The 22,865-nt window shown below is 70.5% G+C and carries 23 protein-coding genes; 15 read left to right on the top strand and 8 right to left on the bottom strand.

What is annotated here, in order from left to right:
- On the bottom strand, nt 1-543 hold the full coding sequence (locus LPC04_RS01345; protein WP_275680380.1) for a DUF924 family protein: 543 nt from the start codon (nt 541-543) through the stop codon (nt 1-3).
- Between the two features lie 288 nt (nt 544-831).
- Here LPC04_RS01345 and LPC04_RS01340 point away from each other — a divergent pair, with 288 nt between their 5' ends.
- Nucleotides 832-2,337: an FAD-dependent monooxygenase gene (locus tag LPC04_RS01340; protein ID WP_275680379.1), complete on the top strand. Its 1,506-nt coding sequence runs from the start codon at nt 832-834 to the stop codon at nt 2,335-2,337.
- 70 nt (nt 2,338-2,407) lie between these two features.
- Nucleotides 2,408-3,469, top strand: coding sequence for a LacI family DNA-binding transcriptional regulator (locus tag LPC04_RS01335; RefSeq protein WP_275680378.1), 1,062 nt, complete (start codon nt 2,408-2,410; stop codon nt 3,467-3,469).
- A gap of 11 nt (nt 3,470-3,480) precedes the next feature.
- Here LPC04_RS01335 and LPC04_RS01330 read toward each other — a convergent pair whose 3' ends face one another.
- Nucleotides 3,481-4,413: a sterol desaturase family protein gene (locus tag LPC04_RS01330; protein ID WP_275680377.1), complete on the bottom strand. Its 933-nt coding sequence runs from the start codon at nt 4,411-4,413 to the stop codon at nt 3,481-3,483.
- A gap of 191 nt (nt 4,414-4,604) precedes the next feature.
- Here LPC04_RS01330 and LPC04_RS01325 point away from each other — a divergent pair, with 191 nt between their 5' ends.
- From LPC04_RS01325 to LPC04_RS01295, 7 genes are all read left to right on the top strand, one after another.
- Nucleotides 4,605-4,847 carry a hypothetical protein gene (locus LPC04_RS01325; protein WP_275680376.1) on the top strand — a complete coding sequence of 81 codons (243 nt, stop codon included), beginning with the start codon at nt 4,605-4,607 and terminating at the stop codon, nt 4,845-4,847.
- Nucleotides 4,848-5,108: 261 nt separating this feature from the next.
- Entirely contained in the window at nt 5,109-6,407 is a 1,299-nt protein-coding gene (locus LPC04_RS01320) for an ABC transporter substrate-binding protein (protein WP_275680375.1), read from the top strand.
- A 2-nt stretch (nt 6,408-6,409) separates the two neighbouring features.
- Nucleotides 6,410-7,318 (top strand): carbohydrate ABC transporter permease, encoded by a 909-nt coding sequence (locus tag LPC04_RS01315; RefSeq protein ID WP_275680374.1) that lies wholly within the window; start codon nt 6,410-6,412, stop codon nt 7,316-7,318.
- Nucleotides 7,315-8,181, top strand: coding sequence for a carbohydrate ABC transporter permease (locus LPC04_RS01310; RefSeq protein WP_275680373.1), 867 nt, complete (start codon nt 7,315-7,317; stop codon nt 8,179-8,181). The genes LPC04_RS01315 and LPC04_RS01310 overlap by 4 nt, the downstream gene beginning before the upstream one ends.
- Nucleotides 8,182-9,531 carry a GH1 family beta-glucosidase gene (locus LPC04_RS01305; RefSeq protein WP_275680372.1) on the top strand — a complete coding sequence of 450 codons (1,350 nt, stop codon included), beginning with the start codon at nt 8,182-8,184 and terminating at the stop codon, nt 9,529-9,531.
- 2 nt (nt 9,532-9,533) lie between these two features.
- Nucleotides 9,534-10,589: an ABC transporter ATP-binding protein gene (locus tag LPC04_RS01300; protein ID WP_275680371.1), complete on the top strand. Its 1,056-nt coding sequence runs from the start codon at nt 9,534-9,536 to the stop codon at nt 10,587-10,589.
- Nucleotides 10,589-11,440, top strand: a complete 852-nt coding sequence (locus tag LPC04_RS01295; protein ID WP_275680370.1) for a glycoside hydrolase family 16 protein — start codon at nt 10,589-10,591, stop codon at nt 11,438-11,440. The genes LPC04_RS01300 and LPC04_RS01295 overlap by 1 nt, the downstream gene beginning before the upstream one ends.
- Here LPC04_RS01295 and LPC04_RS01290 read toward each other — a convergent pair.
- Nucleotides 11,422-11,943, bottom strand: coding sequence for a BON domain-containing protein (locus LPC04_RS01290; protein WP_275680369.1), 522 nt, complete (start codon nt 11,941-11,943; stop codon nt 11,422-11,424). The two genes, LPC04_RS01295 and LPC04_RS01290, sit on opposite strands and share 19 nt — an antisense overlap.
- A 176-nt stretch (nt 11,944-12,119) precedes the next feature.
- Between LPC04_RS01290 and LPC04_RS01285 the strand changes: the two genes are divergently transcribed.
- The 3 genes from LPC04_RS01285 to ypfJ all read left to right on the top strand — a co-directional run bounded on the left by LPC04_RS01285 (nt 12,120) and on the right by ypfJ (nt 14,279).
- Entirely contained in the window at nt 12,120-12,641 is a 522-nt protein-coding gene (locus LPC04_RS01285) for a DUF1993 domain-containing protein (RefSeq protein ID WP_275680368.1), read from the top strand.
- A 221-nt stretch (nt 12,642-12,862) separates the two neighbouring features.
- Nucleotides 12,863-13,291 carry a PilZ domain-containing protein gene (locus LPC04_RS01280; protein WP_275680367.1) on the top strand — a complete coding sequence of 143 codons (429 nt, stop codon included), beginning with the start codon at nt 12,863-12,865 and terminating at the stop codon, nt 13,289-13,291.
- A 70-nt stretch (nt 13,292-13,361) separates the two neighbouring features.
- Nucleotides 13,362-14,279: a KPN_02809 family neutral zinc metallopeptidase gene (ypfJ, locus tag LPC04_RS01275; RefSeq protein WP_275680366.1), complete on the top strand. Its 918-nt coding sequence runs from the start codon at nt 13,362-13,364 to the stop codon at nt 14,277-14,279.
- 6 nt (nt 14,280-14,285) lie between these two features.
- Here ypfJ and LPC04_RS01270 read toward each other — a convergent pair whose 3' ends face one another.
- On the bottom strand, nt 14,286-15,398 hold the full coding sequence (locus LPC04_RS01270; protein ID WP_275680365.1) for a GGDEF domain-containing protein: 1,113 nt from the start codon (nt 15,396-15,398) through the stop codon (nt 14,286-14,288).
- Nucleotides 15,399-15,649: 251 nt separating this feature from the next.
- On the opposite strand from LPC04_RS01270, the gene LPC04_RS01265 reads away from it, so the two are divergent.
- Complete coding sequence (locus LPC04_RS01265; RefSeq protein ID WP_275680364.1) at nt 15,650-17,539, top strand: ABC transporter ATP-binding protein; 1,890 nt, start codon at nt 15,650-15,652, stop codon at nt 17,537-17,539.
- Here LPC04_RS01265 and LPC04_RS01260 read toward each other — a convergent pair whose 3' ends face one another.
- Both LPC04_RS01260 and LPC04_RS01255 read right to left on the bottom strand, forming a co-directional pair.
- Nucleotides 17,540-18,400, bottom strand: a complete 861-nt coding sequence (locus tag LPC04_RS01260; RefSeq protein WP_275680363.1) for a HEAT repeat domain-containing protein — start codon at nt 18,398-18,400, stop codon at nt 17,540-17,542. It abuts the gene before it with no gap.
- A 69-nt stretch (nt 18,401-18,469) separates the two neighbouring features.
- Entirely contained in the window at nt 18,470-19,870 is a 1,401-nt protein-coding gene (locus LPC04_RS01255) for an MFS transporter (RefSeq protein ID WP_275680362.1), read from the bottom strand.
- Between the two features lie 116 nt (nt 19,871-19,986).
- Between LPC04_RS01255 and LPC04_RS01250 the strand changes: the two genes are divergently transcribed.
- The gene (locus LPC04_RS01250; RefSeq protein WP_275680361.1) at nt 19,987-20,613 is read left to right on the top strand and encodes a TetR/AcrR family transcriptional regulator; all 627 of its coding nucleotides are present in this window, start codon (nt 19,987-19,989) and stop codon (nt 20,611-20,613) included.
- On the opposite strand, the gene LPC04_RS01245 is transcribed toward LPC04_RS01250, so the two are convergent.
- Complete coding sequence (locus LPC04_RS01245) at nt 20,610-21,230, bottom strand: NUDIX domain-containing protein (protein WP_275680360.1); 621 nt, start codon at nt 21,228-21,230, stop codon at nt 20,610-20,612. The two genes, LPC04_RS01250 and LPC04_RS01245, sit on opposite strands and share 4 nt — an antisense overlap.
- A 75-nt stretch (nt 21,231-21,305) precedes the next feature.
- Here LPC04_RS01245 and LPC04_RS01240 point away from each other — a divergent pair, with 75 nt between their 5' ends.
- Nucleotides 21,306-22,061, top strand: coding sequence for a DeoR/GlpR family DNA-binding transcription regulator (locus LPC04_RS01240; protein ID WP_275680359.1), 756 nt, complete (start codon nt 21,306-21,308; stop codon nt 22,059-22,061).
- A 22-nt stretch (nt 22,062-22,083) separates the two neighbouring features.
- On the opposite strand, the gene LPC04_RS01235 is transcribed toward LPC04_RS01240, so the two are convergent.
- Nucleotides 22,084-22,860, bottom strand: coding sequence for a hypothetical protein (locus LPC04_RS01235; RefSeq protein WP_275680358.1), 777 nt, complete (start codon nt 22,858-22,860; stop codon nt 22,084-22,086).
- Nucleotides 22,861-22,865 lie beyond the last annotated feature (5 nt).

The following is a 22,865-nucleotide window of genomic DNA, read 5'->3' as shown; positions in this document are numbered from 1 at the left end:
TCAGAACGACGAGCCGGGCGTCTCGAGGAACTCGAGTTCCTCGGGCGTCGAGGCGCGTCCCAGCACCGCGTTGCGATGCGGGAAGCGGCCGAAGCGGTCGATGATGGCCTTGTGGCGGCGCTCGTAGTCGAGGTCGTTGGCCGAGTGGTCGGCGGCGAACAGCCGCAGCGCCTCTTCGTGGATCGCGCGCGACTCGCTGTGCATGTAGGGCATGTGCAGGAACACGCGGCGGCGGATGTCGAGGTCGCGGTCGACGCCCAGCGCCACCGCGGTCTGGGCCAGCGCCAGCGCGAGCGGGTCGGCCGCGAAGGCGAGGGGCGAATCGCGGTGCAGGTTGCGCGAGAACTGGTCGAGCACGATGACCTCGGCGAGCCGCCCTTCGGCGCTCGCTCGCCACGCGAACAGCTCGCAGCGCGTGGCCGCTTCGTGCAGTGCGCCGAAGCGCGCGGCGATGGTCGCGTCGAAGGCGTCGGAGCGCTTCCACCAGTTCGGCTCGGTCGCGGGATCGAACCAGAAATCGAGAACGTCCTTGGGCACGGGCATGCGTCGATGATACGAAGCGCCGCCCGGCCTCGCTAGAATCACGCCACGCCCGCGCGCCCAGCGCGGCCATTGCAGGACTCCCACCAATCGGTGCGGCCTATCGGTCAGCGGATCCATTCTTCTTCGCACTGTCGAACCTTCGACCACGTTGCCCTGACGGCGACGTGCTGACCTCGCGCGCCGCGCTCGTTCGAGCCGCGCCCGCCAACCTCACCTCTTGTCGACCCGTTTCCCGACGCCGCACGCGATCGCGCGCGGGCGTGGGGTCGACCGTTCCGGAGTCCTTCAATGAATCCCCGTTCTTCTTCGCGCCTGCACGATGTCGTCGTCGCCGGCGCCGGCCCCGTGGGCCTCTTCCTCGCCTGCGAGCTGGCCCTCGCCGGTGTCGACGTGCTCGTCCTCGAACGCGACGAGCGTCCCGAGGCGCCGCTGAACTCGGCGCCGCTGGGCCTGCGCGGCCTGTCCGTCGCCACCAGCGAGGCGCTGGATCGCCGGGGCCTGCTGGACGACCTGCTCGACGCCGTGCCGCGCCCGGCGCAGGCGGGCCACTTCGCGGGCATCGCCATCGACGCTGCCAAGGTCGACCCGTCGGCCTGGCCGTGGCGAGCGGCGGGGCCGGCCTTGACGACGCTCGCGTCCGACATCGCGACCCTGGAGGCCGTGCTCGCGGCGCGGGCCTTCGAGCTGGGCGTCGTCATCCGCCGCGGGCTCGGCGTCACCGGTCTCGACGAGCGCGATGACGAGCTGGCCGTCCACGCGAACGATCTCGCGTTCCGCACGCGCTGGCTGGTCGGCTGCGACGGCGGCCGCAGCACGGTGCGCAAGTTGGCCGGCTTCGAGTTCGCCGGCACCGAGCCGGAGTTCACTGCCTATTCCGCGCTGGTCGACATCGCCGATCCCGCGGTGCTGAAGCCCGGACGCCATGCGACGCCCCGGGGCTTCATCATGAGCCAGCCCGGGCGCATCGCGATCGCCGACTTCGACGGCGGCGCCCACGACCGCGAGCAGCCGGTGACGCGAGCGCACCTGCAGGCCGTGCTGCGCCGCGTCTCGGGCACCGAGGTCAGGCTGACGACACTGCACCAGGCCACGACGTTCACCGATCGGGCGCGGCTCGCGACGACGTATCGACGTGGCCGCGTGCTGCTCGCCGGCGACGCCGCGCACGTCCACTCGGCGCTCGGCGGCCAGGGCCTCAACGCGGGCCTGGGCGACGCGATGAACCTGGGCTGGAAGCTCGCGGCCACCGTCCGCGGCCGCGCACCGGACGACCTGCTCGACACCTACGAGGCCGAGCGCCGCCCCGTCGGCCAATGGCTGCTGGACTGGTCGCGGGCACAGGTCGCCATCATGCGGCCCGGCCCGCAGGCGCGCGCGATGGAAGGCATCGTGCGCGAGCTGGCCGCGACCCGCGACGGGGCCACCTGGTTCGCCGGGCAGCTGTGGGGCGTGACGCTGCGGCACGACCTCGGCGGCGGCCATCCGATGACCGGACGCAGCGCGCCCGATCTCGCGTTCGACGACGGCCGCCGGCTCGCCTCATGGTTGCGCGAGGGGCGCGGCGTGCTGGTCGACCTCGCAGGCTCGCAGCGCCTGCGACAGGCCGCCGCGCGATGGGGCGAGCGCGTCCGGGTCGTCGGCGGCGGCGTGGGCAAGGCACTGGGTCTGGCGGCGCTGCTGGTGCGGCCGGACGGCGTCGTGGCCTGGGCATCCGACGACGATGCGGCAAGCACGAGCGAGCTCGAAGGCGCCCTGACGCGATGGTTCGGCCCCGCCGCGCGCGCGACTCGGTAGCAGCCCGCGCGCGCGAAAGCGCTTCCAAGCCTACACTCGCGGGGTTCCCGACCTCCACGTCCGCCGATCGATGACCCAGCCGCCCACCCGCCGCAAGCGCTCTCCCAGCACCGCCTCCACGCCCGCCGGCACGGGCACGGTGACGCTCGGGATGGTGGCCAAGGCGGCCGGCGTCTCGCCCAGCACGGTCTCGCGCATCCTCAACGGCACGGCGACCGTCAGCCCCGAGAAGCGCGAGGCGATCGACGAGGCGATCCGCACGCTGGGCTTCCGGCCCAACCCCGTCGCGCGCGGCCTGGCCGGCGGCCGCACGCTGAGCGTGGGCGTGCTGACGCAGACCATCAACAGCCCGTTCTACGGCGAGGCGCTGCGTGGCATCGAGGACCGGCTCGAGGTGGCCGGCTACATCCCGATCTTCGTCAGCGGCCACTGGCACGAGGCCGAGGAGCACAAGGCGATGGAGGCGCTGATGTCGCGCCGCGTCGACGGGCTGATCGTGCTGGCCGGGCGCATGTCCAACGACGCGCTGCAGGCCTACTCGCAGCAGGTGCCGATGGTGGTGGTCGGCCGCGAGCTGCACACCGACCGCATCTTCTCAATCGACTTCGACAACTTCACCGGCGGCCTGCTCGCCACGCAGCACCTGATCGAGTGCGGCCACCGCCGCATCGCGTTCATCGCCGGCGATCCGCTGCACAAGGACGCGCTCGATCGCGAGGCCGGCTACCGCGCGGCGCTGGAGCGCGCGGGCATCGCGTTCGACTCTGCGCTCGTGCTGAACGGCGACTTCACGGAGGCCGGCGGCCTGATGGCGGTCAACCGCCTGCTCGAAAGCGGCCTCGCGTTCAGCGCGATCTTCGCGGCCAACGACCAGACCGCCATCGGCGCCGCGCTGGGCCTTTACCGGCGCAACGTGCGCGTGCCGGACGACGTCTCGCTGGTGGGCTTCGACGACCTCGCGCCGGCCAAGTTCTCGGTGCCGCCGCTGACGACGATCCGGCAGTCGGTCTACGAGATCGGCTCGGAGGCCGCGGCGGCGATGCTGGACATGCTCAAGGGCGAGACGCCGGCGGCCAAGCTGCCGCCGCCGGAGCTGGTGGCGCGCGAGTCGACGCGGCGCGTGGCACGCTGAGGCGTCGCCGATCAGGCCGGGCCGGTCGTCGTGCCCCGCACATCGGGCGATCGCGCCGGCGCCCCGGCCGTCGGTTGCCTCTTGCGCAGATCGGCCGTGGTGTGCCCCTGGCCATCGGGCCGCCAGCCTGGCGGCATGAACAGGTGCCCCAGCACCGCCCGCACGCTGCGCGCCCGGGCGAGGTCGCGCGCCAGGTTCGCCCACGGCCCGAATTCGACGCGCAGCGGGTTGTAGCTGGTCTGCGGCTCGACGAGGCCGTAGCGGCAGGGCAGGTCGTCGCGCTCGGGGACGTAGGTGCCGAACAGGCGGTCGAAGACGATCAGCACGCCGCCGAAGTTCGCGTCCAGGTACTCGGTGTTCGACGCATGGTGCACGCGGTGCGAGGACGGCGTGTTGAGCACGACCTCCAGCCAGCCCAGGCGCGGGATCCAGGTCACGTGGATCCAGAACTGGTACAGCAGGTTCAGCGTCAGCACCGAGAACACGGTGCGCACGTCGAATCCCAGCCAGACCAGCGGCACGAAGAACAGCGAGGTGCCCGTCAGCTTGCCGAAGATGCCGATGCGAAACGCCGCGGCCAGCGTCAGCTCGTTGGGCGAGTGATGCACCGAATGCACGAGCCAGAACCAGCGCACCCGGTGCGCCGCACGGTGGTACCAGTAATAGCAGAACTCCTGGCCGACGAAGAGCCACAGCACGGCCGCCGCATTGTCGATCGCGATGTTGCCCACCCGGTGATGGACGGCCCAGCGCAGCAGCGGCAGCGCGATCGACACCGGCACCAGCAGCCCGAAGGCGATCCGCGCGACGAGGTCGAAGCGCGACATCGCGAACGAGCGCCAGTCGACGCCTCGCGAGCGCGCCAGCACGATGGCTTCGATCAACGCCAGCACGAACACGCCGGGTGCGGCGACGAACAGCGAGAAGTGCTCGAGAGGAGTCATTGCTGGTCCGGAAGATCGGGCGAGATCGGGATGATCGCCGGGATGGTCGCGCTCGGCGATCCGGTTGCGACGAAATGCGGCCGGCGTTCGCGAAACGGCGGATGACCGCGCTCCATATGCGTTCCTTACTCCCGGCCGGCAACACTGCCTCGATCGATGGATGTCATCGAAGTTCCAAACAGGAGTCGACCATGAGCAACCCACGTCCCTGGTTCAAGGCGAAGACTTACGGCTGGGGCTGGGGACCGGCCACCACATGGCAGGGCTGGCTCGTGTATGCCTGCTTCATCGCGCTGCTCGCGGGCAGCGCCGTGCTGTTCCGGCCCGACCGGGATCCGCTGGGGTTCGCCCTCGCGGTCGCCGGACTTTGCGCGGCGCTGGTCGGCATCTGTCTGCTCAAGGGCGAGAAGCCTGGCTGGCGCTGGGGCCGGTGAGCCGAGGCGGTCCGCGCCGCGCCGGCGGCGTCGTGAAAGCGCTTGCAAGATGGCGACGCGACGACGCGTTCGCCGCGCGGCCATCCATGCTCGGGTTTACGCTGTAACGTCCGCACAGCGCCGCAGTCGACAATGCTGAAAGCGCTTTCAAACCAGCGCTTTCCCGTTGCCGACAAAAGAACAGCCGAGACAAACCATGCAGACGACGCCCGCCCCGCGCGCCCGCGAACACGCGCCCGCCTGCCCGCGCGTCGGGGCCCGATGACAACATCTTCCGACGTCGAGCCGGGCCCCCGCACCTTCGCGACCACGCGCCGCACGGTGCTGGCCGCGGGCCTGGCCGCGGCGGTCGTGCCCGGCGCCCGCGCCGCGCCGGCCCGCACGCTGACGGTGGCCGCGTTCCCGCTGGTCGACCAGATCGTCAAGGATGCGATCCCGCAATGGTCGAAGCGCCATCCCGACGTGGCCATCAACGTCGTCATGCGGCAGTACGACGACCACCACACGGCGATGACGACGGCGTTGTCGACCGCGGTCTACCTGCCCGACGTGATGGCGCTGGAGGCGTCGTACGTCGGCAAGTTCTCCGACGGCGGCGGCCTGTCCGACCTGCTGCAGCCGCGCTACGACATCGGGCGCCATCGCGCGCGCTTCGTCGCCTATGCCTACGACCAGGCGATCAACCGCAAGGGGCAGGTCGTCGCCGCGCCGACCGACATCGGCCCGGGCACGATGCTCTATCGCCAGGACCTGCTCGATCGCGCCGGCGTCGCCGCGGCCGACATGCAGCCGTCGTGGGACGCCTACGTCGACGCCGGCATCAGGATCAAGAAGGCGACCGGCGCCAACCTGATCGGCAATGTCCGCACGTTCAAGGACCTGATGATCCGCGGCGGCCTGCGCAAGGGCCAGGGCATCTACTTCGACAGCGACTCGAACGTGCTGGTGGACACGCCGCGCTTCCATCGTGCCTTCGAGCTGTCGCTGCGCATGCGGCGCAACCACCTCGAGGGCCACCTCGAGACCTGGACCAACGAGTGGGCCGAGGGGTTCCGCCGCAACATGACGGCCACCGAACTGGGCGGCTCGTGGATGGTGGGCCAGATGGCCAACTGGGTCGCGCCCGCCACCAAGGGGCTGTGGCGCGCCACGCAGCTGCCGGAGAGCACCTGGGTCTCATACGGGGGCACGTATTACGCGATCCCGCGCGATTCCGACCCCGCCAAGAAGGCGCTCGCCTGGGAGCTGATCGAGATGATGACGCTGGACCCGTCGCGCCAGCTCGCCGCGCTGGAGACCCAGGACGCCTTCCCCGCGTTGCTGGCCGCGCAGGACGACCCGCTCATCGACGAGCCGCAGCCGTTCCTCGGCGGCCAGCGCGCGCGCGAGCTGTGGCGCGAGGCCGCGCGGCACATCACCGCGACCGCCGTCCACAAGCAGGCCAAGTTCGCCGAGGACGCCGTCAACGCCGCGCTTGACAGCGTGCTCGACGACGGCATGCCGATCAGCCAGGCGCTGTCGGACGTGGCGCGCCTGCTCGAACTTCGCGCAAAGCGTTGACCATGCGCCTGCCCGTCTTTCTCCGCCTGTCGCCCAAGTGGGCGCCCTACGTCTTCATCAGCCCGTTCCTCATCCTGTTCGCGGTGTTCGGCGTATTCCCGCTGTGCTTCTCGCTGTACCTCGCGTTCCAGTCGTGGGAGCCCACCGGCGGCCTGAAGGCGATGGAGTTCGTGGGCCTCGCCAACTTCGCGTTCGCGCTGCAGGACGCCTGGTTCTGGAAGGCGCTGCGCAACACGCTGTGGCTGGCGGTCGCCTCGGGCGTGCCGCAGCACCTGGTCGCGCTGCCGCTGGCCGCGTTCATCCACACCGCGTTCAAGCGCCTGCGCGACGGCGTGATCGCGGTGTACTTCCTGCCCTACATCACGTCGACGGTCGCGATCGCGATCATGTTCAACGCGCTGTTCTCGCAGGACTACGGCATGGTCAACGCGGCGCTCGCGCAGCTGTTCGGGATGTCGCACGTCGACTGGCTGCACGACGTGGGCCGCATCAAGCCGGCGATCGCGTTCATCGTGTTCTGGCGCTATGTCGGCTTCAACACGGTGCTGTACCTCGCGGCGATGCAGACCATCCCCGGGGAGCTCTACGAAGCCGCGACGCTGGACGGCGCAAGCCGCTGGCGCCAGTTCTTCCACATCACGCTGCCCAGCATCAAGCCGATGATCTTCTTCGGCGTCACGCTGAGCGTCATCGGCGGACTGCAGCTGTTCGAGGAGCCGTTCATCCTGACCGGTGGCAAGGGCGGCCCGCAGCAGGCGGCGATGACGTCGGCGGTCTACCTGTTCCGCGAGGCCTTCGACTTCAACGACTTTGGCGGCGCGAGCGCGATGTCGTGGCTGCTGTTCCTGGTGGTGGCGCTGCTGACGTGGATCACCAACCTCGCGTTCCGCACGCGCAAGGGGCTGCGATGAGCGCCGCGGCAGGCACCGTCCCCGGGATCGGCCGGCAGGAGCCCGGCGCGCTCGCGGCGCGCTGGATCGCCTATCTGATCGTCGCGATCGGCGCGCTGTTCATGCTTGCGCCGTTCTGGTTCATGTTCGTGTTCGCGACGCACTCGCGCGGCGAGATCTTCAACCTGCCGCCGCCGGTCTGGTTCGGCAACGACCTCGCGCACAACTTCAAGCTGCTGACCGAGCGGATCCCGTTCTGGAACAACCTCGGCTGGAGCATCTACGTCGCGCTGATGGCCACCGGGCTGACGCTGCTGTTCTGCTCGATGGCCGGCTACGCGTTCGCGCTGATGGAGTTCCGCTTCAAGAAGCCGCTGTTCGCGCTCGTGATGGCGACAATGCTGCTGCCGTCGTTCATGAACATGATCCCGACCTTCATGATCATGGACGCCCTCGGCTGGATCGACCAGCAGCGCGCGCTGTACGTGCCCGGCGCCGCGAGCGCGTTCGGCATCTTCCTGATGCGCCAGTTCGCGTCGTCGGCCGTGCCGAAGGAACTGGTCGAGGCCGCGCGCATGGACGGCTGCGGCGAGTTCGCGATCTATTGGCGCATCGTGCTGCCGCTGATGAAGCCGGCGCTGGGAACGCTCGCGCTGATCACGTTCATCACGTCGTGGAACAACTTCATCAATCCGCTGGTCGTGATGCGCAGCCTGCCCAACTACACGCTGCCGCTCGCGCTGCGCAGCCTGCAATCGACGATGAACACCGAGTGGGGCGCGCTGATGTGCGGCTCCGCCATCGCCACGATTCCGCTCATCGTCCTGTTCGCGATCACGTCGCGCCAACTCATCGCCGGCCTGACCGCCGGGGCAGTGAAGTAAATGCCCAACACCAACGACCTCACCCGCCTGTTTCCGCCCGACTTCGTCTGGGGCGTGGCCACCAGCGCGTTCCAGATCGAGGGCGCCGCCTTCGAGGACGGCAAGGGCGAATCGATCTGGGATCGCTTCTGCCGCGTCCCCGGCGTGATCGCCGACGCGAGCAACGGCGACGTCGCCTGCGACCACTACCACCGGCTCGACCCGGATCTCGACCTGATCGCCGGCCTCGGCGTCGACCTGTACCGCTTCTCGGTGTCGTGGCCGCGCGTGCAGCCGCTGGGCGAGGGCGCGTGGAACGAGAAGGGCCTCGCGTTCTACGACCGCCTCGTCGACGGCCTGCTGGCGCGCGGGCTGGCGCCGCATCTCACGCTGAACCACTGGGACCTGCCGCAGGCGCTGCAGGACAAGGGCGGCTGGGCGTCGCGCGACACGGCGCACCGCTTCGTCGACTATGCACTCGGCATCCAGCGCCGGCTCGGCGACCGGCTCGCGGCCATCACGACGCACAACGAGCCGTGGGTCGTCGCGGTGCTGGGCAACGAGGAGGGCACGTTCGCGCCGGGCATCCAGTCGCGCAGGACGGCGATCCAGGTCGCGCACCACCTGCTGCTGAGCCACGGCCTGGTGCTGCGAGCGCTGCGCGCGGAAGGCGCCACCGCCAAGCTGGGCATCGTGCTGAACATGGCCTGGACGATGCCGCTGACCGACTCGGCCGCCGACCAGGCCAAGGCCAGGCTGGACGACGCGCGCGGCCGCCGCTGGTACGCCGACCCGCTGTTCAAGGGCGCATACCCGGCGGAGGTATTGGCCGAGCTCGGGGCCGACGCGCCGGTGGTGGAGGCCGGCGACCTGGCGGTCATCGCCACGCCCATGGACTACATCGGCATCAACTACTACTCGCGCGCGCTGTCCAGCGCCGCCGGCCCGGTCGAGGCCAAGGACAAGCCGTACCCGAAGACCGACATGGGCTGGGAGATCTATCCCGAAGGCCTGTACGAACTCCTGATGACAATGCACCGCGAATACGCGCTGCCGCCCACCTACATCACCGAGAACGGCGGCGCGTTCCCCGACCCGACCACCGACGGACACGTGCACGACGCCGACCGCATCGACTACCTCGCCACGCACATCGCCGCGGTGGGCCGGGCGCTCGCCGCGGGCGTGCCGATGGCCGGCTACATGGTCTGGAGCCTGATGGACAACTTCGAGTGGAGCAGCGGCTACGCCAAGCGCTTCGGCATCGTGCACGTCGACTACGCCACGCTGGCGCGCACGCCCAAGGACAGCGCGCTGTGGTACCGCGACCTGGTCGCCGCAAGCCGCGCGCTGCGCCCGGCGAGGCCCTGACGATGGGACGCGTGAGCCTGCGCAACGTGCGCAAGTCCTTCGGCACGGTCGACGTGATCAAGGGGATCGACCTCGACGTCTACGACGGCGAGTTCCTGGTCTTCGTCGGGCCGTCGGGCTGCGGCAAGTCGACGATGCTGCGCATGATCGCGGGCCTCGAAGGCATCGACAGCGGCGACCTGTTGATCGACGGCCAGCGCGCCAACGACATTCATCCGGCCGACCGCGGCGCGGCGATGGTGTTCCAGAACTACGCGCTCTATCCGCACATGACGGTGGCGGAGAACATGGGCTTCGCCCTGAAGATGGCCGGCGTCGGCCGCAAGGAGCGCGACGAGCAGGTCAGGCGTGCGGCCGACGTGCTGCGCATCGCCGACCTGCTCGGGCGCATGCCCAAGGAACTCTCGGGCGGCCAGCGCCAGCGCGTGGCCATCGGCCGCGCGATCGTGCGCAAGCCGCGCGTGTTCCTGTTCGACGAGCCGCTGTCCAATCTCGACGCCGCGCTGCGCGTGAACATGCGCATCGAGCTGTCGCGCCTGCATCGCGAACTCGGAACGACGATGATCTACGTCACGCACGACCAGGTCGAGGCGATGACGATGGGCACGCGCATCGCCGTCTTCAACCAGGGCCGCATCGAGCAGCTCGGCGCGCCGCTGTCGCTTTACAACGCGCCGGCCAACGAGTTCGTCGCGGCCTTCCTCGGCGCTCCGCGCATCAACCTCGTCGACGCACCCGGCCCCGACGCCGCCCCCGTGCACCGCGCGCTGTGGTCCCTGCTGCTGCCCGCCGCGCCCGCGGGCGCGTCCCGCGCGGGCGTGCGCGCGGAGCACCTGCGCGTGGCCGCGCTCGGCAACGGCGTGCCCGCGACGGTGGTGATGGCCGAGCACCTGGGCGACGTGTCGGTGCTGCACCTGCGCGTCGACGGCGTCGCCGACCTGCTGCACGCCAAGGTCGACGCGAGCCACTCGCAGCTCGCCGCGGGCGCGAGCGTGGGCCTGATGCCGGTCGCCGGATCGGTGCTGGCGTTCGACGCCGGCGGAAGGCGGGTGCAGTGATGCGGCGCCTGTTGGCGGCTTCGCTGGCGTCACTCGCCGGCGCCGCGGCGGCCGCCAACGCGCCGCCGCCGCCCGAGACGCTCAAGCCGCCGCCGGGCTGGCAGCTGGTGTGGAGCGACGAGTTCGACGTCGACGGCCTGCCCGATCCGAAGAAGTGGGGCTACGACACCTTCTTCAACCAGAAGGGCTGGTTCAACCACGAGCAGCAGTACTACGCCGGCCCGCGCGCCGAGAACGCGGTGGTGCGCGACGGCCGGCTCGTCATCACGGCGCGCAAGGAGACGCGCTCCGCGGCGATCGACTGGGGCGGCCAGCGCTACACGTCGGCGCGCCTGTTCACGCGCGGCCTCGCCGAATGGACGACCGGCTTCTTCGAGGTCCGCGCCAAGCTGCCCTGCGGCCTCGGCACGTGGCCGGCGATCTGGATGCTGGGCACGCATGGCGACTGGCCGGCCAACGGCGAGCTGGACATCATGGAGCACATCGGGCGCAACCCGGGCCGCGTGATGAGCACGATCCACACGCCGGCCGGCAGCGGCGCGCACGGCGTGGGCGCCGCGGTGACGCTGGCCGACGCCTGCGACGCGTTCCACCGCTACCAGATGCTCTGGACCGAGCGCGACATCACGTTCGGCGTCGACGGCGTCAACAACCTGACCTATCCGCGCCTGGACGTCGGCGCCGCCGGCGCCGCGCGCGCGTGGCCGTTCGACGGCCCGCAGTTCCTGCTGCTGAACATCGCGATCGGCGGCGACCTGGGCGGCCCCATCGACGACAGCATCTTCCCGGTGACGATGGAAGTGGACTACGTGCGCGTCTGGCAGGCGCCGGCTCAGGGCGGCAGCCGATAGACCGGCCGGCCCGGCGGCATCGTCGTGCCGACGATCAGCTGCGGGATGACGGCCTCGACATCGTCGATCAGGCGCACCATGCGCTCGAGTTCCGCGGCCTGCTCCTGCGTCGACACGCAGCCCTTGAGCCACACCCAGCGGCGCTGGCCTTCGACCCAGATCGTGGTGTTCTCGTAGCCGCCTGCGGCATCGATCGCCTTGACGACGCGCGGGGCGATCTCCTTGTCGTAGAGATAGGCGTTGGGCAGGCGGCAGCGCCCCGACCGGTAGCAACTCGTGCCGCGTTCGGCGCGCCAGTGGGTCTCGTGCTGCATCTCGGGCTCGGTCAGCAGCGGGGGATCGGGGATCGGGCAGCCGGGGAGTCCGTGGGTCGCCTGGATGAACGGGTCGTCGAACCAGTTCTTGCGTTCGGCAGGCGCCGAGGCGGCTTGTGCCTGTGCGACGGATGCGATCAGCTGCAAGCCGATCAGCAGGACGGTCATTCTTCGCGTGGACGAGGCCATGTGCGGGATCTTAGCGATGTCGGCGGCGTCTGCCTGCGGCGCTCATTGCCCGCCGCGCGGCAGCGGCCCACCGGCGCCGCAGCCGAAAAGGGCTATCCGGCGGCGGCGAGCAAGAACGGCCCCGCTGCGCTCCAATGACGGCCTTTCCCGTCAAACCCGAAATCCGGAGACCCGTCATGTCCCTGTCCATGTATACCGCCACGGTGACCTCGTACCGCTCGATGCTGAAGAACCTCTCGGCCGTCATCGCCAAGGCCGAAGCGCACTGCGAAGCGAAGAAGATCGATCCGGCCGCCTTCCTCGCGTCGCGCCTGTATCCCGACATGCTGCCGTTCACGTCGCAGGTGCAGATCGCCACGGACAACGCCAAGGGTGCCGCCGCCCGCCTGGCCGGCGTCGAGATCCCGAAGTTCGAGGACAACGAGAAGAGCTTCCCCGAGCTGCAGGCCCGCCTCGACAAGACCATCGCCTTCCTCGACACCCTCACCGAAGCCCAGTTCGAAGGCGCCGCCGGGCGCGACATCGTGCTGCAGCTGCGCGACCGCAAGATGGAGTTCAAGGGCGACGTCTACCTGACGCAGTGGGCCAACCCGAACGTCTACTTCCACATCACGACGGCCTACGCGCTGCTGCGCCACGGCGGCGTCGAGATCGGCAAGAAGGACTACCTCAGCGGCGGCGCCTCGCAAGGCAAGTGAACGCTTCGCCCCGCTTGCGTGATCGAGAGGCCCCGCGGGGCCTCTTTTTCATGGCCACCGCCGGGCAAAGCGCGGATCTGGAGGGAATCCCACGTTCGAATCCGCCCGTTGGCCGTCGAACATCTGTACAACCATTGGTGGTGCGGGGCTTCGCTCCGAGTCGTACAAATCGTCTGCCTGCCCTCTCAGCGACAGCAGCCGAACACCAGGAAGTTTCAGGCATGAGGCAGTTCATCCGGCATCCGCTCGACGTCCCGATCGAGATCAGGACGGCGCAGCGCGGCAGCGCCGCCTTCCAGACCCAGGACATCAGCCTCGGCGGCCTGGCGGTGCATTCGGACGTGCCGGTCGAGCCGGGCTCGCTCATCGAGGTGCGCATCGCCTACGTCGAGCCGGCGTTCGAGGCGCGCGCCCGCGTCGCGTGGTGCCGCCCGTGCCGGGACGGCAGCGGCCACGAGGTGGGCGTCAGCTTCCTCGATGCCGAGGACGTCTTCCGCGCCCGCATGGTCGCGCAGGTCTGCTACATCGAGGACTACCGGCGCTCGATCGCGCGCGCCGAGGGCCGCGAGCTGAGCTCCGAGGAAGCGGCCGGCGAGTGGATCGCCAAGTTCGCGCACAAGTTCCCGGGCGCGAGCGGCGGCCTGCAATAGTTTCGCCGCGCTGCCGAGTCGGCCCGACAATTGCCCCCTGGCGTCGCAACCAACGCCCAAGGAGCAAACCATGAAACTGGACGGCCAGCGCGAGAGCGACAATGTCGAGGACTTGCGCGACCAGGGCGGCGGAGGCGGCGGTTCCGGCTTCGGCGGCATCGGCATGGGCCACATCGGCATCGGCACGATCGTCATCGCACTGATCGGCGGCTGGATCTTCGGCATCAATCCGCTCACGATCCTCGGCGTGATCAGCGGCGGCGGCGCCCCTGTCCAGCACAGCGCGCCGGCGCCCGTGCCTGCGCAGACGGGCCAACCCGGGGCGCCCGTGGCGCACGGGCAGGAAGACCCGATGAAGCGCTTCGTGTCCATCGTGCTCGCCGACACCGAGGACGTGTGGACGCAGGTCTTCCAGCAGCGCGGCGGCACGTATCGCGATCCGAAGCTGGTGCTGTTCCGGGACTCGACGCCCACCGCCTGCGGCCGCGGCGAATCGGCGACCGGGCCCTTCTACTGCCCCGGCGACGAGAAAGTCTACATCGACCTGAGCTTCTACGACCTGCTGCGCACCAAGCTCGGCGCGCCGGGCGACTTCGCGCAGGCCTACGTGATCGCGCACGAGGTCGGCCACCACGTGCAGAAGCTGATGGGCATCTCGGCGAAGGTGGACGCGGCGCGCCGCGGCTCGAGCGAGGTACGTTCCAACGCGCTGTCGGTGCGTCTCGAGCTGCAGGCCGACTGCTTCGCCGGCATCTGGGCCAACCGGGCGCAGGCCACCAAGAACATCATCGAGGCCGGCGACATCGACCAGGCGCTGAACGCCGCCTCGCAGATCGGCGACGACACGCTGCAGCGCAAGGCAAGCGGCACCGTCCAGCCCGACACCTTCACGCACGGCACCAGCGCGCAGCGCGTGCACTGGTTCAAGCAGGGCTACGAGACCGGGCAGATCGAGCAGTGCGACACGTTCAAGGCCGGGTCGCAGTGAGCGTGGTCAGGCCTCCGGCGGTTCCGCGACGCGACAGCAGTTGCGGCCGTCGTTCTTGGCCCGGTAGAGCGCCTCGTCGGCGCGCTTGAGCCAGCTCGATCCCGACTCGCCGGCCGCCAGCGGCGCGATGCCGATGCTCAGCGTCACCGGCACCGGGCACTGGTGGCGGTCGGCCACCTGCAGCGCCTCCACGCGCGCGCGCAGGCGTTCCGCGAGGGCGGAGGCGTCGACGTCGCGCGAGACGGGCAGCACGATCAGGAACTCCTCGCCGCCCCAGCGGGCGACGGTGTCGGCGTCGCGCGTGCTCGCGCGCAGCGCGTTCGCGACGGCCACCAGCACCTGGTCGCCCATCGCGTGGCCCCAGCCGTCGTTGATGTGCTTGAAGTGGTCGAGGTCGCACAGCATCACCACCGGGGCGAGGTCGAGCCGGCCGTCGCGCGCGAGCTGGTCCAGCAGCTGCAGCGTGAGGCGGCGATTGGCCAGGCCGGTGAGCGGGTCGGTGGCGGCCAGCAGGTTCAGCCGCGTCGCCTGCTCGCCCTGCACGGTGACGACGTGCTTGAGCCACACCATGCCGGTCAGGCAGACGACAAGCACCGCGTGCGAGATCAGCGTGTTGAGCATCAGCGAGCGGTCCTGCGCCGCGTAGGGCGTGTGGGCCGTGGTGCGCAGCAGCGTGCACGCCGCGAAGAAGGCGAGCATGGCGGCCGCGGCCAGGAAGGCGTGGCGCGGTGCGAGCATGAAGAACGCCATCGCGTAGCACAGCGGCAGCCAGTTCCACAGCGTCAGCGAGTTGTAGTTGTCCAGCAGCGGGCCGGGCATGTGGGTCTGGTTCCACAGGTCCAGCATCAGCAGCAGCGTGATGGTCAGGAAGCCCAGCCATCGCACGGTGGCGAGCACGCGTGGAACGCGCCAGAGCGCCACGAGGCTGACGCTGAAGACGATCACCATCGCCGGATAGCCGACGCGGTCGATCGCGTCGATCGTGCCGTCCGCGGCCTCCATGTGCCAGATCGCCAGCACCGCCAGCACGCCCGCGCCGAACATCAGCAGCACGACGCGGCGCATGAGCCGGTCGATGTGCTGGGTGGCGCTGTAGACGACGTCGCTGTTCTGCACCATGGCCTTTCGGGCTGGCTCGCGGGCTCGAACCCTCGTTCGGCAGGCGGTTTCTGGCGGACGACCCCATTTTGCGCGCGCCTCGTTCCGGGCACGTCGTCGATGGAGACCGTCCCATGATCGTGGCTGCAGGCGCCGGTTATCCGCCTGCGCGCCGGGGCAGGTGCCCAATGCGTCACGCGGCGGCGCGATTTCGCGTAGCCTTGCGGGTTGCGCGCCGCATTCCAGCCCGGCGCCAGCCTCAGGAGCCTCGCTTGTTCGGTTACTTCGAAAGACTCGTCGACCCCTGGCCGGACGGCGAGCCGCCGCCGCCGCCCAATGGCGTCTTCCCGTTCATCTGGGCCTGCTCGGCCGGCGTGCGCCGCTTCGTGCTGGGCATGACGCTGCTGACGGCCACCATCGGCGCGTTCGAGGCGCTGCTGTTCGCCGTGATGGGCCACGTGGTCGACTGGCTGAGCCACGTGCAGCCCGCGCAGCTGTGGTCGCAGGAACGCGGCAAGCTGCTGCTGCTGGCGGCGCTGCTCACGCTGAGCCCGCTCCTGGTGGCCGTGCAGGCCTCGCTGAAGTACCAGACGCTGTTCGGCAACTTCCCGATGCGCCTGCGCTGGAACTTCCACCGCATGATGCTCGCGCAGAGCATGAGCTTCTACCAGGACGAGTTCGCCGGCCGCGTCGCGGCCAAGGTGATGCAGACGGCGCTGGGCGTGCGCGACGTCGTCACGACGATCACCGACATCCTGGTCTTCGTGGTCATCTACTTCGTCACGATGATCGCCGTCGTCGGCGGCTTCGACCTGTGGCTGCTCGGCCCGTTCCTCGCGTGGCTGGCGCTGTATGGCTGCGCGCTGCGCTACTTCGTGCCGAGGCTCGGAAAGGTCGGCCAGCTGCAGGCCGACGCGCGCTCGCTGATGACGGGGCGCATCACCGACGCCTACACCAACATCTCGACGGTCAAGCTGTTCTCGCACGCGCGCCGCGAGGCGAGCTACGCGAAGCAGGCGATGCAGGAGTTCATCGTCACGGCCTACCAGCAGGGCCGCTACATCACCGGCATCGAGATCGTGAACCACGTGCTGAGCATGGGGCTGATCATGAGCACGGCGGGCGTCACGCTGTGGCTGTGGACGCAGGGGCGCGTGGGCGTGGGCGCGGTCGCGGCGTCGACCGCGCTGGCGCTGCGCCTGAACGGCATCTCGCACTGGATCATGTGGGAGCTGGCCTCGCTGTTCGAGAACATCGGCACCGTCACCGACGGCATGAACACGCTGTCGCGGCCGCACGCGATCGTCGACGCGCCGGACGCCACCGAGCTGGCGGTGCCGCGCGGCGAGGTGAAGTTCGAGGACGTCGGCTTCGCGTACGGCGGCAAGCGCCAGGTGATCGACCGCTTCTCGCTGACGATCAAGCCGGGCGAGAAGATCGGCCTGGTGGGCCGCTCGGGCGCGGGCAAGTCGACGCTGGTCAACCTGCTGCTGCGCTTCTACGACGTCGAGTCGGGACGGTTGCTGATCGACGGCCAGGACGTGTCCCGGGTCACGCAGAACAGCCTGCGCGCGCACGTCGGCATGGTGACGCAGGACACCTCGCTGCTGCACCGCTCGGTGCGCGACAACATCCTCTACGGCCGTCCCGACGCGACGGAGGCCGAGATGATCGCCGCCTCGGGCCGCGCCGAGGCCGGCGAGTTCATCGCGACGCTGGCCGACGCCAAGGGCCGCAAGGGCTACGACGCGCACGTCGGCGAACGCGGCGTCAAGCTGTCGGGCGGCCAGCGCCAGCGCATCGCGATCGCGCGCGTGATGCTCAAGGACGCGCCCATCCTGCTGCTCGACGAGGCCACCAGCGCGCTCGACTCCGAGGTCGAGGCCGCGATCCAGGCCAGCCTCTACAGCCTGATGGAGGGCAAGACGGTGATCGCGATCGCGCACCGGCTGTCGACGATCGCCGCGATGGATCGCCTCGTCGTCCTCGACAAGGGCCGCATCGTGGAGGAGGGCGACCACCGCTCGCTGCTGGCCAAGGGCGGGCTCTACGCGCGCCTGTGGGCGCACCAGAGCGGCGGCTTCCTCGGCGAGGAGGTCGACGCGGACGCGCCGCCGCAGCGCGCCGACGTGCTCGTGACCGAGGAAGACGAGGCCGAGTGATCAGGCGGTGGCGTCGGCAATCGTCGCGCAGGCGTCGATCGCCTCGAGCAGGTGGCGATGCCAGAACGGGTCGAGATCCTGGCGCTGCTCGGCGTCGTCGCGCAGGCGCTGCAGCGGCTCCAGCAGCTCGGCGCTGGGCATCTCCTCGGCGGCCTCGAGTTCGTAGACGCGGCAGTCGTCGTCCAGCAGGCGTGTCTTCAGCAGCTCGATGACGCGCGGGTCGCTGCGGCGCGCGAGGCCGACCACGGCTTCGCCGCGCACGTCGCGGTAGGGGTCGTGCGCGTTCGTCCACAGCAGCGTGCGGATGGCGTCGTCGTCGGCCTCGCTGAGGGTGCCGATGCCGAAGGTCGCCCATTCGCGCACGAGGTCGTCGCGGTCGATGGCCAGGTGCATCAGGGCGGCCGTCGCCTGCGGGCCGGGATAGCTGCCCAGCGTGTAGGCCAGCGCGAAGCGCACGCGCAGGTCGGGATGGCGCAGGTGCGCGAGGAGCGCGGGCAGCGCGGCGGGCAGCGGCTGGTGGCCCAGGCCGCTGATGGCCGATCGCAGCACCCGGGGATCGGCGTCGCGCAAGGCCTCGACGAACATCGCCTGCGTCGCCTCGAGCGCGTAGGGATCGGCCTGGTAGTCGTGCGCGTGGCCGGGCGCGCGCAGTTGCGCCGCGATCTCCAGCCCGAGCACGCGCCGACGCACGCTGCTGCTGCGCACCAGCGCCTCGATGCGCGCGAGCATCTCCGGCGTCCCGCGCGCCTGCAGGATCGCGATGGCGGCGCGCCCGCGCGGCGCCGAGCCGTGGGCCAGCGCGAGGTGGACCAGGCAGTCGGTGGTCCAGCCGCGGATGCGGGATTTGACGATGCGTCGCATGCCGCGACTGTCGGGCGCGACCGTGACGCCCGCGTGACGCCGCCGCCGCAGGGCGCGCGCGGCGCGCGTTCAGGCGTGCGGCGGCACGCCCTTCAGCCGTGCCGCCGCCAGCGCCGCGAAGCCGAGCAGGATCATCGCCACCGCGCAGGTGATCCGCAACCCGAGGCCGATCTGCCCCGCGTCCCCGTGCGCCAGCGCGCCGAATACGGCCACCCCTATCGCGCCGGCCGACTGCCGCGCGGTGTTCAGGATCGCCGCCGCGAGCGACGACCGGCTCTTGTCGACCGACGACAGCACCGTCGTCGTCATCGCCGGCACCGCCAGGCCCATGCCGCTCGGGATCAGCAGGAAGCCGGCGAGCATCAGCGGCAGGCTCCGCGTCGTCGAGGCGAGCGCCAGCACGCCGAAGCCGAGCAGGTCGACCAGCGCGCCCACGATCATCGGCCTGCGCGTGCCGAAGCGCGTGATGGCGCTGCCGCTGAGCACGTTGGACAGGAAGAAGCCGGCCGTCAGCGGCAGGAAGGCGAGGCCGGCCTGCAGCGGCGTGTAGTGCCGCGCGGTCTGCAGGAACAGCGCGATCACGAAGATCGCCCCGTAGTAGGTGCCGTTGACCACCGTGCCGAAGAACACGGCGTTGCGGAAGTCGCGCAGCGCGAACAGGTCGGTGGCGATCACCGGCGCCGCGGCGCGCCGTTCGACGAACAGGAGTGCGACGCCCAGCACGAGCGTCGTGGCGCCGCCGAGCCAGATGCGCGAGTCGTGCAGGCCCAGTGCGCGCGCCTCGATCAGCGTGGCGATCAGCGCGCCGAGCGCGAGCGTCGCCAGCACCTGGCCCGCGATGTCGAGTGGCGGCTTCGCACCGGCGGTGGGCGTCTCGCGCAGGCGCGTCGACAGCCAGCCGCCGACCAGGCACAGGGGCACGTTGACCCAGAAGATCGCGCGCCAGCCGACGCCGGCCACCAGCAGGCCGCCCAGCACCGGGCCGAGCGCGATCGAGATCGCGCCGGCGGCCGTCCAGTAGCCGATCGCGCGCGCGCGCCGCGCGGGTTCGTGCGCGAGCGCGTGGTTCAGCAACGCGAGCGAGTTGGGCAGCATCACGGCCGCGCCCAGTCCCTGCAGCACGCGCGCGGCGTCGAGCGCGAGGATGCCGGGCGCCGCGGCGCAGGCGATCGAGGCCAGGCCAAACAGGCCCATGCCCCACTGGAACGCGCGCCGCGCGCCGAAGCGGTCGCCCAGCGCGCCGGCCGACAGCATGAACGCGGCGAACGCCACGGCGTAGGCGTCGACGACCCATTGCAGCCCGTCGACGCCCGCACCCAGTTCGCGCCCCATCGCCGGCAGCGCGACGTTGACGATCGTGACGTCGAGCTGGCCGACGACGAAGGCCATCGAGGTGGCGAGCACGACCAGCGCGAAGGACGGGGCGGGGCGATCGGCCGCGGCGGCGAGGAACCTGGTGTCGGAACTCATGGCGTCATCGTAGCGACGCGACGACCGCGGTGCTTCGCCCGCTGACGAAGCGTCGGCCTTGTAGATGTCATCGGCTGCTGACAAAATGCCGGAATCGCCCCCACCCCGTGCCTCGAATGCCCTCCCGCCAGAAGATGCTGCGAACCGTTGCCGACCTGCCCGCCGCGATGAGCGCGCTGCCCAAGCCCGCCCGCAACGCCGGCGACACCCGCGCGCGCATCCTGGCGGCGGCGCGCGTCCGCTTCGCGCAGGACGCCTACGAGAACGTCGGCACGCGCGACATCGCCGCCGACGCCGGCGTCGACGCCGCGCTCGTCAACCGCTACTTCGGCGGCAAGGAGAAGCTGTTCGACGAGGCGATCGTGGACGCGTTCGCGATCAAGGACCACTTCGACGGCATGGACATGAGCACGTTCGGCGAAGTCATCGCCACGCTCGTCATCGAGGGCAGCCAGGAGCGCCGCGAGGCCAGGTTCGACGCGCTGGGCATCCTGCTGCGCGCGTCCGGCAGCCCGGCCACGCAGGAGCGCGTCTCGGCCCGCTTCCACGCCGACTTCGTGCTGCCGCTGTCCCGGCTGCTGCGCGGGCGCGACGCCGAGTTGCGCGCCGCGCTGATCGCGTCCTACCTGATCGGGCTGGCGACCATGAAGCACGCCCTCGGCTCGCCGCTGCTGGGCGACGCGACGCGGCGCAAGACCGTCGCGACCATCGGCGCGGCGATCCAGGCCTGCGTCGACGGCTAGAGCTTGTCGAGGCCGACGAGCGCCGCGTGCTGCAGCAGCATGATGGTCTTGCCGTCCTGGATCTCGCCGCTGGCGATCATCTCCAGCGCGCGGCGCAGCGGCAGCTCCAGCACCTCGATGTCCTCGCCCTCGTGCGCGTCGCCGCCGCCGGCGTGGCGGCGATCGGCATCGTCATAGGCCGCGACGAAGAAGTGCAGCTTCTCGGTGACCGAGCCCGGGCTCATGTAGGCCTCGAACGCCTTGCGCGGCGACTGCACCGCGAAGCCCGTCTCCTCGATGGCCTCGCGCCGCATCGCCGCGACCGGGTCGTTGCCATCGAGCAGGCCAGCGCAGGCCTCGATCAGCATGCCGTCGGCCAGCCCGTTGACCCAGCACGGGAAGCGGAACTGGCGGATCAGGATGACGGTGCCGCGCGGCGCGTTGAACAGCAGCAGGGCGACGCCGTTGCCGCGGTCGTAGGTCTCGCGGCTGACCACCTGCAGGCGGCCATCGCGCCGGCGGTGCTCGAAGGTCGTCTTTCGCAGCAGGTACCAGTCGTGCGCCAGCACGCGCTGCTCGAGGATGCGGATGTCGGCGTTGCCGGCGAAGGGACTCGGATCGACGTTCGGCGAAGGCATGGCATGATTGCGTAGTTTCGTGCAGTATCGTGCAAACGCGCGATTCCGCCAAATCCCCGGTTTCGTGAAGGACGCATGCTCACCACCCAACGCAAGAAGCTGCTGCTGGCGCGCCTCGCCGCCGAGGGCCAGCTCGTCGCCAAGGCGCTCGCGCAGGAGCTCGGCACCTCCGAGGACACCATCCGCCGCGACCTGCGGGACCTCGCCGCCGAGGGCCTGCTGCAGCGCGTGCACGGCGGCGCGCTGCCGGCGTCAGCGGCGATGGGGGACCTCGCGGTGCGCGAGCAGGTCTCGACCGCCGACAAGGTCGCGCTCGGGCGCTTCGGCGCCTCGCTGGTCGAGCCGGGGCAGGTCGTGATCCTCGACGGCGGGACGACCGCGCTGCAGGTCGCGCGCCACCTGGCGCCGGGCCTGCGCGCGACCGTCGTCACGCACAGCCCCACCGTGGCGATCGAGCTCGCGCAGCACGCGGGCGTCGAGATCCTGCTGCTGGGCGGCCGGCTGTTCCGGCACTCGATGGTCAACGTGGGCGCGGACGTCATCGCCGCGGCATCGCGCCTGCGCGCCGACCTGTTCTTCCTCGGCGTGACCGGCGTCCACCCCGACGCGGGCCTGAGCACCGGCGACGCGGAGGAGGCCGCCGTCAAGCGCGCGCTGCACGCCCGCGCGGCCGAGACGGTGGTGCTCGCGTCGCCCGAGAAGCTGATGGCGGCGTCGCCCTTCGTCGTGGCGGCCTTGCCGGAGATCAGCCTGCTGGCCGTCGCGCGCGAGACGCCCGCGCGCGTGACGCGCGCGTTGCTCGCGGGCGGCGTCCAGCTGCGCAAGGTCTGAACATCGACGGGCGCCGACAGGCCTAGTTCGGAACCTCCGAGAAGGCATTCAGGCGCAGCAACCTGACGGGCTGTTCCAGATCCTTCTGCGTGCCGAGTTCCGCGACGAGAGCGATCGCGTCGCGATCCTCGGCGCCGCTGAACGGGCAGGGAACGACAATGTCCACGCGAGCGCGGCAATTGAGGTCGTAGCTCATCCACCACAGCAGCCCGGCCTCGACGCGCGTGCGCACCTCGAGCCAGCGCGGCCGCCACGTGTCGCGCCATGCCATGGCCGCCAGCTCGCGGCAATGGGTCGCTTCCGGGTGATCCGCATCGACGTAGCGGTGGAAGTCCTCGATGGCCTGGGGCGTGCTCAGGTCGCCGCGTTCGTAGGCGCGATTGGACTTCACGATCGTGGCGATGTAGTTGAGGTACTCGCTGTTGCATTGGCTCGACATGGTCGACCCGGTGGTCGATCTCGCCACCAGGTCGGCCAACGCGACATCCTCGGCCAGCGCGATCCAGCCCTCGCTGACATGGACGGTCGTGCCGCCCGCGCCGCCCTGGACGATGACGTGCGCAACACTCGTGCGGTCGTACACCAGGCGCAGGTGCTCGAGGCGGCGCAGCGCCTTGGACGCGTCGAGATCCTTTCGCCTCTGCAGGTCGTCGTGCAGGTCCTGCGTGAGCGCCGCGAGCCACGCCTGGTCGTGCTTGACCTGGTCGGCCGAACGCGGCGCCGCGCTGGCGGCGACGGCGAGCGCGCCCGCCAGTCCGGCAATGCCGGTCCGTCGCATGAGGCCTGGGCGGAAGGGCATGGCGA

Source organism: Scleromatobacter humisilvae (assembly GCF_023231945.1).
Lineage (GTDB): Bacteria > Pseudomonadota > Gammaproteobacteria > Burkholderiales > Burkholderiaceae_C > Scleromatobacter > Scleromatobacter humisilvae.
The sequence above is the reverse complement of the archived record's forward strand: the minus strand, read 5'-3'. Positions and strand labels throughout refer to the sequence as shown.